Annotated in this window: 14 protein-coding genes; 7 read left to right on the top strand and 7 right to left on the bottom strand. The window is 73.9% G+C overall.

Going from position 1 to position 14,071, the window contains the following annotated elements:
* The first annotated feature begins 60 nt into the window (after positions 1-60).
* Complete coding sequence (locus tag E6P78_RS20895; RefSeq protein ID WP_168712665.1) at positions 61-1,494, top strand: MFS transporter; 1,434 nt, start codon at positions 61-63, stop codon at positions 1,492-1,494.
* A 151-nt stretch (positions 1,495-1,645) separates the two neighbouring features.
* Here the strand turns inward: E6P78_RS20895 and E6P78_RS20890 are convergent, their stop codons facing one another.
* The 5 genes from E6P78_RS20890 to E6P78_RS20870 are packed head-to-tail and all read right to left on the bottom strand — an operon-like array spanning position 1,646 to position 5,763.
* Positions 1,646-2,158: a hypothetical protein gene (locus tag E6P78_RS20890; RefSeq protein WP_240799305.1), complete on the bottom strand. Its 513-nt coding sequence runs from the start codon at positions 2,156-2,158 to the stop codon at positions 1,646-1,648.
* Between the two features lie 47 nt (positions 2,159-2,205).
* A complete protein-coding gene (locus tag E6P78_RS20885; protein WP_136205205.1) occupies positions 2,206-2,838 on the bottom strand; it encodes a response regulator transcription factor in 633 nt (210 codons plus the stop codon).
* A gap of 5 nt (positions 2,839-2,843) precedes the next feature.
* On the bottom strand, positions 2,844-4,085 hold the full coding sequence (locus E6P78_RS20880; RefSeq protein WP_136205152.1) for a sensor histidine kinase: 1,242 nt from the start codon (positions 4,083-4,085) through the stop codon (positions 2,844-2,846).
* 11 nt (positions 4,086-4,096) lie between these two features.
* On the bottom strand, positions 4,097-4,819 hold the full coding sequence (locus tag E6P78_RS20875) for an ABC transporter permease (protein WP_136205151.1): 723 nt from the start codon (positions 4,817-4,819) through the stop codon (positions 4,097-4,099).
* Positions 4,819-5,763 carry an ABC transporter ATP-binding protein gene (locus E6P78_RS20870; protein ID WP_240799304.1) on the bottom strand — a complete coding sequence of 315 codons (945 nt, stop codon included), beginning with the start codon at positions 5,761-5,763 and terminating at the stop codon, positions 4,819-4,821. Before E6P78_RS20870 ends, E6P78_RS20875 begins: the two co-directional genes overlap by 1 nt.
* A gap of 292 nt (positions 5,764-6,055) precedes the next feature.
* On the opposite strand from E6P78_RS20870, the gene E6P78_RS20865 reads away from it, so the two are divergent.
* Genes E6P78_RS20865 through E6P78_RS20855 form a run of 3 tightly spaced genes read left to right on the top strand, consistent with a single transcriptional unit; the run spans position 6,056 to position 9,027 of the window.
* The gene (locus E6P78_RS20865) at positions 6,056-6,925 is read left to right on the top strand and encodes a MaoC/PaaZ C-terminal domain-containing protein (RefSeq protein ID WP_136205150.1); all 870 of its coding nucleotides are present in this window, start codon (positions 6,056-6,058) and stop codon (positions 6,923-6,925) included.
* Positions 6,926-6,958: 33 nt separating this feature from the next.
* Positions 6,959-8,035, top strand: coding sequence for a Zn-dependent alcohol dehydrogenase (locus E6P78_RS20860; RefSeq protein ID WP_136205149.1), 1,077 nt, complete (start codon positions 6,959-6,961; stop codon positions 8,033-8,035).
* A gap of 50 nt (positions 8,036-8,085) precedes the next feature.
* Positions 8,086-9,027, top strand: coding sequence for a 3-oxoacyl-ACP reductase (locus tag E6P78_RS20855; RefSeq protein WP_136205148.1), 942 nt, complete (start codon positions 8,086-8,088; stop codon positions 9,025-9,027).
* A gap of 132 nt (positions 9,028-9,159) precedes the next feature.
* On the opposite strand, the gene E6P78_RS32855 is transcribed toward E6P78_RS20855, so the two are convergent.
* Positions 9,160-9,333 carry a hypothetical protein gene (locus E6P78_RS32855; RefSeq protein WP_168712664.1) on the bottom strand — a complete coding sequence of 58 codons (174 nt, stop codon included), beginning with the start codon at positions 9,331-9,333 and terminating at the stop codon, positions 9,160-9,162.
* A 122-nt stretch (positions 9,334-9,455) separates the two neighbouring features.
* Positions 9,456-10,781 (bottom strand): hypothetical protein, encoded by a 1,326-nt coding sequence (locus E6P78_RS20850; RefSeq protein ID WP_206307863.1) that lies wholly within the window; start codon positions 10,779-10,781, stop codon positions 9,456-9,458.
* 210 nt (positions 10,782-10,991) lie between these two features.
* Here E6P78_RS20850 and E6P78_RS20845 point away from each other — a divergent pair, with 210 nt between their 5' ends.
* From E6P78_RS20845 to E6P78_RS20835, 3 genes are read left to right on the top strand one after another with little or no spacing between them, the layout of a single operon-like run.
* On the top strand, positions 10,992-11,828 hold the full coding sequence (locus E6P78_RS20845) for a Nif3-like dinuclear metal center hexameric protein (RefSeq protein ID WP_136205147.1): 837 nt from the start codon (positions 10,992-10,994) through the stop codon (positions 11,826-11,828).
* Positions 11,825-12,568 (top strand): C4-type zinc ribbon domain-containing protein, encoded by a 744-nt coding sequence (locus tag E6P78_RS20840; protein ID WP_206307864.1) that lies wholly within the window; start codon positions 11,825-11,827, stop codon positions 12,566-12,568. The genes E6P78_RS20845 and E6P78_RS20840 overlap by 4 nt, the downstream gene beginning before the upstream one ends.
* Positions 12,568-13,995, top strand: coding sequence for a bifunctional RNase H/acid phosphatase (locus tag E6P78_RS20835; RefSeq protein ID WP_136205145.1), 1,428 nt, complete (start codon positions 12,568-12,570; stop codon positions 13,993-13,995). The genes E6P78_RS20840 and E6P78_RS20835 overlap by 1 nt, the downstream gene beginning before the upstream one ends.
* Positions 13,996-14,071 lie beyond the last annotated feature (76 nt).

Genomic DNA, 14,071 nt, shown 5'->3' with positions numbered 1-14,071 from the left:
CGCTGGACCGAGGCCGACCGGACCGGAAACAGATGTACGGGGCGTACGGCGGCTGCGAGTATGACACCCATGGTTGACGTCTCCACGCCCGCACCGCCCACCGGCCGGACCAGGACCCGCACCTGGGCGGTGGTCCTCGCCGCCTGTGTGGGCCAGTTCCTGGTGGTGCTCGACGTGTCCGTCGTCAACGTCGCCCTCCCGTCCATGCGCACCGACCTGGGACTCAGCTCCGCCGGGCTGCAATGGGTGCTCAACGCGTACTCGATCGCGTTCGCCGGGTTCATGCTGCTCGGCGGGCGGGCCGCCGACCTCTACGGCCGCAAGCGGATGTTCCTCGTCGGCCTCGGCCTGTTCACCGCCGCCTCACTGGCCGGCGGCCTCGCCCAGGAGGGCTGGCAGCTGCTCGCCGCCCGCGCCGCACAGGGGCTCGGCGCGGCCGTCCTCGCCCCCGCCACCCTCACCCTCCTCACCGCCGCCGTCCCCGAGGGCCCCGCCCGGGCCAAGGCCATCGGCACCTGGATGGCGGTCGGCGCGGGCGGCGGCGCCGCCGGCGGACTGGTCGGCGGGGTGCTCACCGAAACCCTGTCCTGGCGGTGGGTCCTCCTGATCAACGTGCCCATCGGGGTGCTCGTCCTCATCGGCGCCGCCCTGTGGCTCGCCGAGGGCCGCACGGGTGGCCGAAGCCGCGTCGACCTCCTGGGCGCCGTCCTCGTCACGGCGGGCCTGGCCTCCGTGGCGTACGGCATCGTGCAGACCGAGGAGTCCGGCTGGACCACCGCCGCGACCCTCGTACCGCTGGTCGGCGGCCCCGTGCTGCTCGCCCTGTTCGCCCTCGTGGAGATCCGCACGGCGAAGCCCCTGATGCCGCTGCGGGTGCTCGGGGCGCGGGCGGTGGCCTCCGCGAACGTCGCCATGCTGGTCATCGGCTCGGCCACGTTCTCCATGTGGTACTTCATGACGGTGTACGCGCAGAACGTCCTGGGCTACAGCGCGCTGGAGGCCGGACTCGCCCTGATGCCCTCCTCGTTCGCCGTGGTGCTCGGCTCCAAGGCCGCGCCCCGGCTGATGGCCCGCGTCGGCGCGAAGAACCTCGCGCTCGTCGGCACCGCCGTCGCCGCGACCGGCTTCTGCTGGCAGTCCACGATGTCCGTGCACGGCTCCTACCTCACCGCCGTCTGCCTGCCGGGGGTGCTCATGATGGCGGGCGCCGGACTCGCCTCCACCCCGCTCGCCTCCCTCGCCACCTCCGGCGCGGCGCCCGGCGAGGCCGGACTCGTCTCCGGCCTCGTCAACACCTCCCGCACCATGGGCGGCGCCCTCGGCCTCGCCGTGCTCTCCACGGTCGCCGCCGCCCGCACGGGGGACGGGGCCGACCCGGTCGAGCTGACCGCCGGCTACGCACTGGCCTTTCGCACGGCGGGCGGGGTCCTGCTCGCCGGGCTCCTCGTGATGGTCCTCTGGCTCCCGCGCCACCGGCCGGCCGTGCGGCTCTGATCCGGTGGCGGGGCCGCGCGTACCGGCGTCACTTCCGCTCGTACAGCGCCACCCGCCGCCCGCGCACCCGCGCGTCCGCGACCACGGTGAAGTGGTCCCTGAGCACGGCGGCCTTCACCTTCTCCCGCCGTTCCGCCTCCGGCCGGGCCGCCTACGGCGTGTCCGTGACCAGCAGTATCCGGGGCTGCGCCAGCATCGCGTCCCGTATCAGGGCCGGCTCCGCCTCCACCCCGTTCAGTGCCCCGGACTCCAGCGGGCCCCGGACCAGCGCTATGTCCCGCAGCCCCGTGAACGCGCCGGGGGTGACCAGCTTCGCGTCCCGCCGGGCGCTCGGCAGGAACACCACCGCCGTCCCCGGCACCTTCAGCCGCCGTATGTCCGCCGTCGTGGCCAGCACATCGACCACCCGGCTCGCCGGGGACCGCTTGGACAGCGACTGCGGCAGCAGCGCCGCCACCGCTGCGGCGAGCAGCACCGGGACCAGCCACTTCGACGCCGCCGGGAACCGGGGCGCCGCCGCCCGCACCGCCGCCCCGAGCCCGGGCCCCGTCAGCAGCGCCAGGCCCAGCAGGCTGAACAGCACGTACCGGTCCAGGAACAGCGGCTTGACCAACGAAAGTGCGACCAGGTCCAGTTGGGGGACCGCCAGCAGCGGCAGCCCCACCGAGGCCAGGGACAGCCGGCAGGTGGTGACGGTACGGACGGTCGCGCTCAGAGCCAGCCCTGCTGCCGGGCGGCGCGGACCGCCTCCATCCGGTTGCGGGTGCCGGTCTTGCCGATCGCCGACGAGAGGTAGTTGCGGACCGTCGACTCCGAGAGATGCAGCTTCGCCGCGATGTCGGCGACCGTCGCCCCGTCCGCCGAGGCGACCAGCGCGTCGCGTTCCCGCGCGGTCAGCGGGCTCGGCCCGGAACTCAGCGCGGCGGCGGCCAGCGCCGGATCGACGACCGTCTCCCCGGCCAGCACCCGGCGGATCGCCTCCGCCAGCTCCTCGACCGGGCCGTCCTTCACCAGGAAGCCCGCCGCCCCGGCCTCCATGGCTCGGCGCAGATAGCCGGGCCGGCCGAAGGTGGTGAGGATCAGCACCCGGCAGTCCGGCACCTCCTGGCGCAGATCGGCCGCCGCGTCCAGGCCGCTGCGGCCCGGGAGTTCGATGTCGAGCAGCGCCACATCGGGCCGGGACGCCAGCGCGGCGGCCACGATCTCGTCGCCCGCGCCGACCTGGGCGACCACCTCGATGTCCGGCTCCAGACCGAGCAGCAGGGCGAGCGCGCCGCGCATCATCCCCTGGTCCTCGGCCAGCAGTACGCGTACGGATGTGGCCGGCGGGTGCTCCTGTGGCATCTCGTTCACCGGCCCAGAGTAGGCGAGTTGTCCGCGCCGGCCCCCGCACCCGGCAGGGCCGCGTCGCCGTCGCCGTCCTCACCGTCGCTCGCGTCCGCCGGGAGTTCGGCGGTGACCACGAAACCGCCGTCCGGGCCCGGGCCCGCCTCCAGGGAGCCGCCGGCCGCGGCGAGCCGTTCGGTGAGCCCCTTCAGCCCGGTGCCGCCGATGCCCGGGGCCGGCGTGGGCCCCTCGGGCCTGCCCCGGCCGTCGTCGGTGACCGTCAACCGGACCCTCTCTCCGGTGCCGCCGAGCTCGAAGACGCAGCGGGCGGCGGTGGAGTGGCGTACGACGTTGGTGACGGCCTCCCGCACCACCCAGCCCAGCAGCGCCTCGGTCTGCGGCGCGAGCGGCGGCCCCGAGCGCCGGACGACCGGTTCGATCCCGGCGGCGGTCAGCGCGGACCTGGCCCGGTCCAGCTCGGTGGCGAGGCTGCCCTCGCGGTAGCCGGTCACCGCCTCGCGGATCTCGGTGAGCGCCTGGCGCCCGACGGACTCGATGTCGGCGACCTGGGACAGCGCCGCGTCCATGTCGCGCGGGGCGAGCCTGCGCGCGGCCTCCGACTTCACGACGATGACGGAGAGCGTGTGGCCCAGCAGGTCGTGCAGATCGCGGGAGAACCGCAGCCGCTCCCGCTCGACGGCGGTACGGGCCAGCTCCTGCCGGGTGTCGCGCAGCTCCATCACGGTCTCCGACAGGGTGAGGATCGCCGCCGTCACCGCCCCGGAGATGAACGTCCCGTACCCCAGCGTCCACGGGGTCGAGGCGCTGTCCCCGCGCCAGACGGCGATCCAGCACGCGGTGACCGCGAGGCAGAGCAGCCCGAGCATCAGCCGGCGGCGGCGCAGGACCGTACCGCAGGCCAGCGAGAGCAGCGGGAAGAACAGCAGCCAGCTGCCGCCGTAGCCGATGGCCAGGGCGAAGGTGACCGCGGCCAGCCCGCCCAGCAGCACGTACGTCACCGGGCTCTCGCGCCTCTCCTTGACGAAGCCGCGGAACACCACCGAGATGTAAAGGGAGTTGAAGGCGAGCAGGCCGACAGCCCCGACCCACGGGTTGGGGGTCTCGCCCTGGAAGAGGTTGGAGAAGGCGCCCAGGCCCATCAGCAGCCAGGGCAGCAGCGCGTACGGGCCCGGAGGGCCGGGGCGGCGGCCCTCCTTCCGCAGCCGGCGCCGCTCCCTGCGTGATGGTCTTGCGTTCCGTGGCATGTTCGCTCCCGTCACACGGTCCTGGCGGACCGACGGTACGAGATCCGGGCGTACACACCGAACAGCAGGAGCCACGCGGCGAGCACACCCAGTGTCGTCGCGCCCGGCGCGTGTCCGTCGGTGGTCGCCCAGCCGAGGTCGGCGAACCGGTTGGCGGGGGTGAACCGGCCGACCGAGCGCAGCCATTCGGGCAGCATCTCCAGCGGGAACCACAGCCCGCCGACGACCCCGAAGCCCATCAGGCAGGCGACGTTGACGACGCCGGTGCCCTGCGGGGTGAGCCGGTAGCCGTTGCCCAGGCCGAGCAGGGTGAAGGGCAGCGCGCCGGCCCACAGCACCAGCACCAGCACCGCCCACTGCCAGGCCGCCATCCGCACCCCGTTGACCAGGGCGCCGGCCAGCAGCACGGTCAGGATCACCGGCAGCACGGTCACCGAACCGCTGACCGCCCGGCCCACCACCGCCTGCGAGGCGGAGAGCGGGGTGATCCTCAACTGCTGGAGCCAGCCCAGCGACTTGTCGGAGGCGACACCCGTGCCGATCGACATGGCCGAGCCGAGCGCCCCGTACGCGGCCATGCCGACCATGGAGGCGGTCTTCCAGCCGTCGGCGCCGTCGTCGGAGCCGATGTTGGTGAAGATCAGGTACATCAGCACCGGCATCCCCGTGCCGAAGACGAGGAAGGCGCCGTCGCGCAGGGTCCGGCGGGTCTCCAGCAGGATGTAGTGGAACATCAGACGGTCTCCTTCTCGTCCTTGAGCGTGGTGCCCCCGGACTCGGTGAGCGCGAGGAAGGCGGTCTCCAGCGTGGCCAGGGAGACCTGGAGGCCGCGGACCATGCCGAGCCGGGCCAGCTCCATGACGGTGGCGTCCGAGTCGTCGGTGTGCAGCAGGGCGCGGTCCCCGGTCACCTCCACGGTGGCGACCCCGGGCAGCAGCTCCAGGCCCTCGGTGGAGCGGCCCGCGAGGTCGAAGGAGACCTGGCTGCGGCCGGCCGAGCCCTTGATGGTCTCGCCGCTGCCGTCCGCGACGATCCGGCCCCGGTCGATGACGACGATCCGGTCGGCGTTCTCGTCGGCCTCCTCCAGGTAGTGGGTGGAGAAGAGCACGGTGTTGCCGCGCCGGGCGTAGGCCCGCATCGAGTCCCAGAACGCGCGCCGCCCCTCCACGTCGAGGGCGGCGGTCGGCTCGTCCAGCACGATCAGCTCGGGGTTGCCGGCCAGCGCGACGGCGAACCGGACGCGCTGGATCTGGCCGCCCGAGAGCTTGTCGATGCGCCGGTCCGCGTACTCCGTCACCCCGGCCAGGACCAGCGCCTCGGCCACCGGCAGCGGGCGCGGGTAGGTGGAGGCGACGAAGGCGACCAGCTCGCGCACGGTCACCCGGGGGATCGGGCGCCCGTCCTGGAGCATGGCGCCGACCAGTCCCGCCCGCACCGCCTGCTCGGGGGAGCGGCCCAGGACCCGTACGGTCCCGGTGTCCGGCTCGTCCAGCCCTAGCAGCAGCGAGATGGCGGTGGACTTGCCCGCCCCGTTGCGTCCGAGCAGGGCCACGGTCTCGCCGCGCCCGATCGTCAGTCCGATCCCGTCGACGGCCCGTACGCTCCGCCCGGCCCGCCCGAAGGTCTTCACCGCCCCGGTGAAGACCACCGCGGCCTCGTCGTCCCTTGTCTGCGTCATGTCTCCGAGATTACGGAGCGTGAGCAGGTCGCGGCAGAGGCACATGTACGCGGTCCGGACTGACAAATGTCACTGCCGCCACGGACGGAACGCATGCCCTCCAAGGGAACTGACGGGACGTCAGCACTCTTCACAACTTCCGTGCGCTGCGTTATACAAGGGGGCAACCGGCTAGAACGCGTTCTAGAACAGGCGCGGTCCCGGTCCCCGCACGACCTCGGTGCGGCCGACGGTGCGGACGGCCGTGCCGAGGTCTTCCACCGTCGAGGAGCAGTCGAGGAGCAGCTTCCCCATGCCCATTGATGCCGAGAAAGCTCTCGCCGCCGAACCCCGGACCAGCCGGATCGGATGGGACCACAAGGACGTCCAGCTCTACCACCTCGGCATCGGCGCGGGCGCCCGCCCCGGCTCGGCCGACCCCGCCGTGGACCCCGGGGAGCTGCGCTACACGCTGGAGTCCCGGCTCCAGGTGCTGCCCTCCTTCGCCACGGTCGCGGGCGCGGGTACGGGCATGGCGGGGCTCGCCTCGCCCGGCATCGACGTGGACCTCGCCGCCGTCCTGCACGGCGGGCAGAGCGTACGCGTGCACCGGCCGATCCCCGTGAAGGGCGACGCCGTACAGACCTCGAAGGTCGCCGCCGTGTACGACAAGGGCAAGGCGGCCGTGCTGGTGCTGCGGACCGAGGCGGCGGACGACGACGGCCCGCTGTGGACCAACGACTCCGAGATCTTCGTACGCGGCGAGGGCGGCTTCGGCGGCGAGCGCGGCCCGTCCGGGCGCACCGCCCGCCCGGCCACCGCCCCCCGCCATGTGGTCGAGCGGCCCGTCCGACCCGACCAGGCGCTGCTGTACCGGCTGTCCGGGGACTGGAACCCGCTGCACGCCGACCCCGAGTTCGCCGCACGGGCCGGCTTCGACCGGCCGATCCTGCACGGACTGTGCACCTACGGCATGACGCTCAAGGCCGTCACCGACACGCTGCTCGACGGCGACGCGAGTCGCGTCCGCGCCTACCGCGCCCGGTTCGCCGGAGTGGTCTTCCCCGGCGAGACCCTTCGCATCCGGATGTGGACCGCCGAGCACGAGGTGCGGGTGGAGGTGAGTGCCGTGGAGCGCGACGACGCCGTGGTCCTCGGCGACACCTTCGTCGAACACTCCTGAACGCAACCCACGACCCGTGAGGGGAGCCGCACCATGCGCGCAGCCGTACTGCACGAGATAGGCCAGGACAAGCTCGAAGTCCTCGACGACGTCGAGGCCGTGGGCTTCGGCCCGGGCAAGGTCAGGCTCCGCATCCGGGCCACGGGCTTGTGCCACTCCGACGTGTCAGCGATGAGCGGGGTGCTGCCCCAGCCCGCCCCCTTCATCCCCGGCCACGAGGGCGCCGGCGAGGTCATCGACGTCGGGGACGGGGTGAGCGGGCTGAGCGCGGGCGACCGGGTCCTGGTCTGCTGGCTGCCCGCCTGCGGCACCTGCCCCGCCTGCAAGCGCGGACAGACCCAGCTGTGCCTGGCCGGCTTCATGAACGCCGGCACGCCCAACTTCAAGCGCCCGGGCGGAGACGTCTTCGGCTTCGCGGGCACCGGCACCTTCACCGAGGAGGTCGTCGTCGGCGCGGGCTGCGCGGTGCCGATCCCCGACGACGTGCCGTTCGAGATCGCCGCGCTGATCGGCTGCGGGGTCACCACCGGCCTCGGCGCCGCCATCAACACCGCCCAGGTGGAAGCCGGTTCGTCGGTCGCCGTGATCGGCTGCGGCGGCGTCGGCATCTCCACCGTCCAGGGCGCCAGGGTGCGGGGCGCCGCCCAGATCGTCGCCGTGGACCCGGTCGCCTCCCGGCGCGAGGCCGCGCTGCGGTTCGGCGCCACCGAGGCCGTCTCACCGGACGAGTTCGCCGACGCCAGGCAGCGGATCACCGCGGGCGAGGGCTTCGACTACGTCTTCGAGGTCGTCGGCAAGTCCGCCACCGCCCGCACCGCGTACGAGAACACCCGGCGCGGCGGCACCCTCTGCATCGTCGGCGCGGGCGCCCTGGACGACAACTTCCAGGTCAACATGTTCGAGCTGTTCTTCGACGAGAAGCGCATCCTGCCCTCCATGTACGGGGGAGGGGACGTGCTGCGCTCCTACGAGCGGGCCATCGCGCTCTGGCGGGCCGGCCGCATCGACCTCGCCTCGATGATCACCCACCGGGTGCGGCTCGACGGCATCAACGACGCCCTCGACCAGATGCGGACCGGCGAGTCGCTGCGTACCTGCGTCGAGCTCTGAACCCCGCCCGCACCGCCGCCCGTTGTCTCCCGAGAGGACCCCGAGAACCGATGTCACTTCCCCTGGACGGACTGTCCGCGATCGTCACCGGCGCCGGGCGGGGCCTCGGACGCGCCGAGGCGCTGGAACTCGCGCGACTCGGCGCCGCCGTCGTCGTCAACGACTACGGGCAACCGGGCCGCGACGGGTCGGGCGAGGCGTCGGCCGCCCCGGCCGAGGAGGTCGCCGAGGAGATCCGGGCGGCCGGCGGCCGGGCCGTCGCCCACCTCGGTGACGTCTCCGACCACGAGCAGGCCCGCGCCCTGGTGGAGCTGGCCGTCGAGACGTACGGGCGGCTCGACGTCCTCGTCAACAACGCGGGCATCCTGCGCGACCGGATGATCTTCTCGATGAGCGAGGACGAGTGGGACTCGGTGATACGGGTCCACCTCAAGGGCCACTACAACACCACGCACTTCGCCGCCGCGCACTGGCGCGCCCGCTCCAAGGCCGCCGGCGGCCCGGTCTACGGCCGGATCGTGAACACCTCGTCGGAGGCGTTCCTCGCCGGGTCGGCGGGCCAGCCCAACTACGCGGCGGCCAAGGGCGGCATCGTCGGCCTGACCACCTCCACGGCCCTCGCCCTGGCCAAGTACGGCGTCACCGCCAACGCGATCTGCCCGCGCGCCAGGACCCGGATGACCGAGGACGTCTTCGCGGGCTTCGAGGAGCCGGGGGACGGCCGGCTCGACGCCCTCGCGCCCGAGCACGTCTCGCCGCTCGTCGGCTATCTCGCCTCACCGGCGGCGGCGAACGTCAACGGGCAGCTGCTCGTGGTGCACGGCGGGATGGTCGCGGTCGTGGAACGCCCCAGGGTGGCCGCGAAGTTCGACGCGACGAAGGAGGCGTTCTCCTTCGATGAGCTGGACGAGCTGCTGACCCCGTACTACGCGGACCGCCCGGCGAACGAGACGTTCGCGGCGGCCGAGGTGCTCGGCCTCAAACGCGGCTGACCCGCGCCCGACGCGACCAGACCCGATCCGACCAGACCCGATGCGAACAGAGGGGTGCCCCCGCGACCGGGACCGTGTGGCCGGCTGCGGGGGCACCCCTCTCCCCTCCGTTGTTCTCCTGGCGGGCAGCCGTCAGGCCGCCGCGCTGCCTTCCTCCGCGGGACGGCGGTGACGGCCGGCCGGCTGGGCCGCCGAGTCGTCCGTCGCCACACCCCCTCGGTGCTTTCCGGAGCCGCCGGCGTCGGCCCATTGCGCGTCCGCCCCCGGCAGGCGCGTCTGGGTCGTGTCGGTGCGGGCTTCAGACATGTGGGAAGTCACCCCGTTGTGATCGCTTACGTGTGTGTCGTCCGGAGCGCCACGCCACCGCCATCCGGGTAAAGGCCACGGTCGGTGACCGCGAAGCACGGTTGCGTGAGCCCGGCCCAAGCTTAGTCAGGCGCCGTACGCCCCATGAGAGGCGCCTGCCCCAATGGAACCGGCGTACACACAGGAGGAGGCGCCAGAGCCGCGGAAGGTTGCGTACCGCTTTCGCCGCAGCCGGGGCCGTCCGCCGGCTTCACCTCCTCCGGCATCTCCAGCAGGGCCACCGCGCAGGCCGTCTCCCCGTCCGCGTACGGCAGTTTGAGTACCCCGTCGCGGGACCAGACCCCGCTGCCCGCCAGCCAGCCCCCGGGCGCGGCGAGCTGGTGCAGCCGGCGGCCCGCCGGACGCCACACCCCGACCCAGCTGCCCGCCGCCCCGTCGATCCGCAGGGCGACCGCGCAGCTCTCCGGCATCAGCATCTGGCCCGGCTGCACGGCGAACGGCTTCACCGCGCAGTCCGGCAGGCGCAGGCACTCCGGGAAGCGCACCGGCAGGCAGCTGCCGAGCACGCCCCAGCCGAGCCGGTCGTGTCCGGGCGCGTCCGAGCGGATCAGCAGCAGCCCGCTGTCGGGGTCGGCGAGGAGCAACCGGTCGTTGCTGTCGGGTGTGATCTGTAGCAGCGGAGTCATCTCCGCGCCCCGCCCCAGGTCCACCGCGACGGCCTTCACCGGGCCGCCGCCGGCCGGTTCCCGGTCCAGGGCCAGCAGCCTTCCGGCCCGGTCCAGCCAGACCCCGCCGGAGCAGCGGCCCGGCAGATTCGCGACGTGCTCGGGCCCGGACGCCCCGCCGGCCACCCGCCACAGAGCGGTGGAGTACTCACCGACCGAGAGGGCGTACGCGCTGACGCCGTCCGGCGAGGGTGGCAGCAGGGTCAGCTCGTCGCACTGGACGGCCCCCAGCATCAGCTCACCGGTGCCGGGCCCGGTCGGGTAGAGCAGCGAGAAGGTGTGCCGCTCCGCGACCCGCCGCCGGATCAGCACCCGCCCGTCGGCGAGCGGCAGCACCTGCGACTCGGCCTCCTCGGGCTGGTTCATGGGCAACGGCACGGCGTACGGTTCCGGCCCGTCGAGCGTCCAGCGCTCGGCGAACCACGCGGTGTCGGCGGGCGCGCCGCCCTCCGCGGGCTCCGGGACGGGCGCGGCGGCCGTCAGCCGGGCGGCGTACGCACCGTCGGCGGTGAGCGTGAAGGCGGGCAGGACCGTTTCGGCAGGGGCGGCCGGCGCGGGGACCTCCCCCGGGGCACTCTCCGCGCCGGCCGCTACTGGACCGCTCGGCTCCGGCTCGGGCTCCGGCTCCGCCGACCCACCGGCTCCGGTCGCCTCGGCGGAGCCGTCCCCTTCGGTGGACCCCTCCGCGAGCGCGGTCCCGTCCTCGATGGCACAGGCAGTCATCGACTCATCACCTCCGGCAACCGAAGCTAGTTTTCGCACTTCCAGCCGAACAACACGAGACCCCCCACTTCACACATAAGGGTGGTGATGGCGGGATTCGGCTGTGGGGCCGAGGGTGGGTGTGCTTCGCGAGGGGCCGCTGCCGGGCCGCGGGCGGGCGGTCCGTTCCCGGGGCCCCCGGGGGCGCGGCGGGCAGGTAGCCTTTCCTCCGTGCCCCGTCTGTCTGATGTCATCTCCGAGCTCGACGCCCTCTGGCCGCCCGAGCGGGCCGAAGGATGGGACGCGGTCGGCACCGTCTGCGGTGATCCGGACGCCGAGGTCCACCGGGTGCTCTTCGCCGTCGACCCCGTCCAGGAGATCGCCGACGAGGCGATGAGGCTGGGCGCGCATCTGATCGTGACGCACCACCCGCTCTATCTGCGCGGTACGACGACGGTCGCGGCCGGCACGTTCAAGGGCCGGGTCGTGCACACCCTGATCAAGCAGGGCATCGCGCTGCACGTGGCCCACACCAACGCCGACACCGCCGACCCCGGTGTCTCCGACGCCCTGGCCGCCGCCCTCGACCTGCGCGTCGAGCGGCCCCTCGTACCGGACCCGACGGACCCGGCGGGCCGCCGCGGACTCGGCCGGATCTGCGTGCTCGACCACCCCGAGACCCTTGGCGCGTTCGCGGCCCGCGCCGCCGCCCGGCTGCCCGCCACCGCGCAGGGCATCCGCCTCGCCGGCGACCCGGACGCGCTCGTGCGTACCGTCGCGGTGAGCGGCGGATCGGGCGACAGCCTCTTCGACGCGGTGCGCGCCGCCGGGGTGGACGCCTTCCTCACCGCCGACCTGCGCCACCACCCGGCCTCCGAGGCCACACAGCACTCGCCGCTCGGCCTGGTCGACGCCGCGCACTGGGCCACCGAGTGGCCCTGGTGCGAGCAGGCCGCGGCACAGCTCGACGCGATTTCCGACCGCCTCGGATGGGACCTGCGGGTCCACGTCTCGAAGCAGGTCACCGACCCCTGGACCGCCCACCACTCTTCTGGAGCCCCCAACTGAACGCCGCGCCCGCCGACCAGATCCGACTTCTCGACGTCCAGGCGCTCGACCAGCGCCTCTCCCAGCTCGCGCACCGGCGCAAGTCCCTGCCCGAGCACGCCGAGATCGAGTCGCTCACGGCCGACCTCTCCCAGCTCCGCGACCTGCTCGTCGCCTCGACGACCGAGGAGAGCGACACCGCGCGCGAGCAGACCAAGGCGGAGCAGGACGTCGACCAGGTACGCCAGCGCGCCGCCCGCGACCAGCAGCGCCTGGACTCCGGCGCGGTCACCTCGCCGAAGGACCTGGAGAGCCTGCAGCGCGAGATCACCTCGCTCGCCAAGCGCCAGGGCGACCTGGAGGACATCGTCCTGGAGGTCATGGAGCGCCGCGAGTCCGCGCAGGAGCGGGTCACCGAGCTGACCGACCGCGTCGCCGCCGTGCAGGCCAAGGTGGACGACGCCACCGCCCGCCGGGACGCCGCGACCCAGGAGCTCGACGCGGAGGCCGCCACGGTCACCAAGGAGCGCGAGGTCGTCGCCGGTTCGGTCCCCGCCGACCTGCTCAAGCTGTACGACAAGCTCCGCGCCCAGCAGGGCGGGGTGGGCGCCGCCCGCCTCTACCAGCGCCGCTGCGAGGGCTGCCGCCTGGAGCTCAACATCACCGAGATCAACGATGTGAAGGCCGCGTCCCCCGACACGGTGCTGCGCTGCGAGAACTGCCGCCGCATCCTGGTCCGCACCGCGGACTCGGGCCTGTAGTGAACCGGCCGCGCCAGTTCGTCGTGGAGGCCGACGGCGGTTCCCGGGGCAACCCGGGCCCCGCCGGCTACGGCGCGGTCGTCATCGACCCGGAGACCGGCGAGACGCTGGCCGAGGCCGCCGAGTACATCGGGGTCGCGACGAACAACGTCGCCGAGTACAAGGGCCTCATCGCCGGCCTGCGCGCCGTGAAGGCGCTGCTGCCGGACGGCACGGGGGACGCCGGGGCCCGGGTCCACGTCCGGATGGACTCCAAGCTGGTCGTGGAACAGATGTCGGGCCGCTGGAAGATCAAGCACCCGGGCATGAAGCCGCTCGCGGCCGAGGCGGCGAGTGTCCTGCCGGGCGTCGCCCTCACCTACGAGTGGATTCCGCGCGAGCAGAACAAGCACGCCGACCGCCTGGCCAACGAGGCGATGGACGCGGGCCGGCGCGGCGGCCAGTGGAACCCGTCCGCGTCCACGGCCGCGCTCGACGCCCCCCGCTCCTCGGTGGCCGCCGCCCTGCCCCCGGTCGAGGGCCCGCCCGGCGACGCGACGGCCGGCGCGGCGAGAGCCCGAGCGGCGCTGAACCGCCCGGGCACCGCGTCCGGGGGCGCGGCGGGACCGGGCGGGACGAGCAGTGCTTCGCCGAACCCGGCCGGGACGAGCGGTGCGACGACGCAGGGCCCGGCGGGGACGGACGCGTCGAGCGACAGGAGGCAGGGCCCGTCCGCGACGGTCCCGGCCGCCGCCGTGTCGTCGGGCCCGCCGCCCTCCGACCCCGTCACCCCGCAGGTGGGCTGGGGCATGGCCCCCGACCTGGGCGCGCCCGCCACGCTCGTACTGCTGCGGCACGGCGAGACGGCCCTCACCCCGCAGAAGCGGTTCTCCGGCAGCGGCGGCATCGACCCCGCGCTCTCCGCCGCGGGCCGCGAACAGGCCGAACGGGCGGCCGAGGCGTTCGCCGCCCGGGGCACCGTGCAGGAGATCGTCAGTTCACCGCTGCGCCGCTGCCGCGAGACGGCCGGCGCGGTCGCGGCCCGGCTCGGCCTGGAGGTCCGGGTCGAGGACGGGCTGCGTGAGACGGACTTCGGCGCCTGGGAAGGGCTCACGTTCGGCGAGGTCAAGGAGCGGTACGGCACCGACCTGGACGCCTGGCTCGACTCCCCGGACGCGGCGCCCACCGGCGGCGGCGAGAGCTTCACCGAGGTCGCCCGCCGCGTGGCGGATGCCCGGGACCGCCTCGTCACGCGGTACGCCGGCCGCACGGTCCTCGTCGTCACGCACGTCACGCCCATCAAGACCCTGGTCCGGCTGGCCCTGGGCGCGCCTGCGGAGTCGCTGTTCCGGATGGAGCTGTCGGCGGCGTCCGTCTCGGCCGTGGCGTACTACGCGGACGGCAACGCCTCGCTGCGGCTGCTGAACGACACGTCCCACCTGCGGTAGCCCGCGAAGACCCGGGCAGCACAAGGCCCCACCGGCCGGGGGGGGAAAGGCCGGTGGGGCCGAGGCGGTTCCGGCG

The organism is Streptomyces sp. A0958 (assembly GCF_004795035.1).
Lineage (GTDB): Bacteria > Actinomycetota > Actinomycetes > Streptomycetales > Streptomycetaceae > Streptomyces.
Note: the sequence above shows the minus strand (reverse complement) of the source record. Positions and strands in the feature narration are given on the sequence as shown.

Bases quoted from the DNA above. Each gene is read 5' to 3' on its own strand.
- E6P78_RS20895 (WP_168712665.1), top strand. From the start codon at position 61: ATGACACCCATGGTTGACGTCTCCACGCCCGCACCGCCCACCGGCCGG.
- E6P78_RS20885 (WP_136205205.1), bottom strand. From the start codon at position 2,838: ATGCCACAGGAGCACCCGCCGGCCACATCCGTACGCGTACTGCTGGCC.
- E6P78_RS20880 (WP_136205152.1), bottom strand. From the start codon at position 4,085: ATGCCACGGAACGCAAGACCATCACGCAGGGAGCGGCGCCGGCTGCGG.
- E6P78_RS20875 (WP_136205151.1), bottom strand. From the start codon at position 4,819: ATGTTCCACTACATCCTGCTGGAGACCCGCCGGACCCTGCGCGACGGC.
- E6P78_RS20870 (WP_240799304.1), bottom strand. From the start codon at position 5,763: ATGACGCAGACAAGGGACGACGAGGCCGCGGTGGTCTTCACCGGGGCG.
- E6P78_RS20865 (WP_136205150.1), top strand. From the start codon at position 6,056: ATGCCCATTGATGCCGAGAAAGCTCTCGCCGCCGAACCCCGGACCAGC.
- E6P78_RS20860 (WP_136205149.1), top strand. From the start codon at position 6,959: ATGCGCGCAGCCGTACTGCACGAGATAGGCCAGGACAAGCTCGAAGTC.
- E6P78_RS20855 (WP_136205148.1), top strand. From the start codon at position 8,086: ATGTCACTTCCCCTGGACGGACTGTCCGCGATCGTCACCGGCGCCGGG.
- E6P78_RS32855 (WP_168712664.1), bottom strand. From the start codon at position 9,333: ATGTCTGAAGCCCGCACCGACACGACCCAGACGCGCCTGCCGGGGGCG.
- E6P78_RS20850 (WP_206307863.1), bottom strand. From the start codon at position 10,781: ATGACTGCCTGTGCCATCGAGGACGGGACCGCGCTCGCGGAGGGGTCC.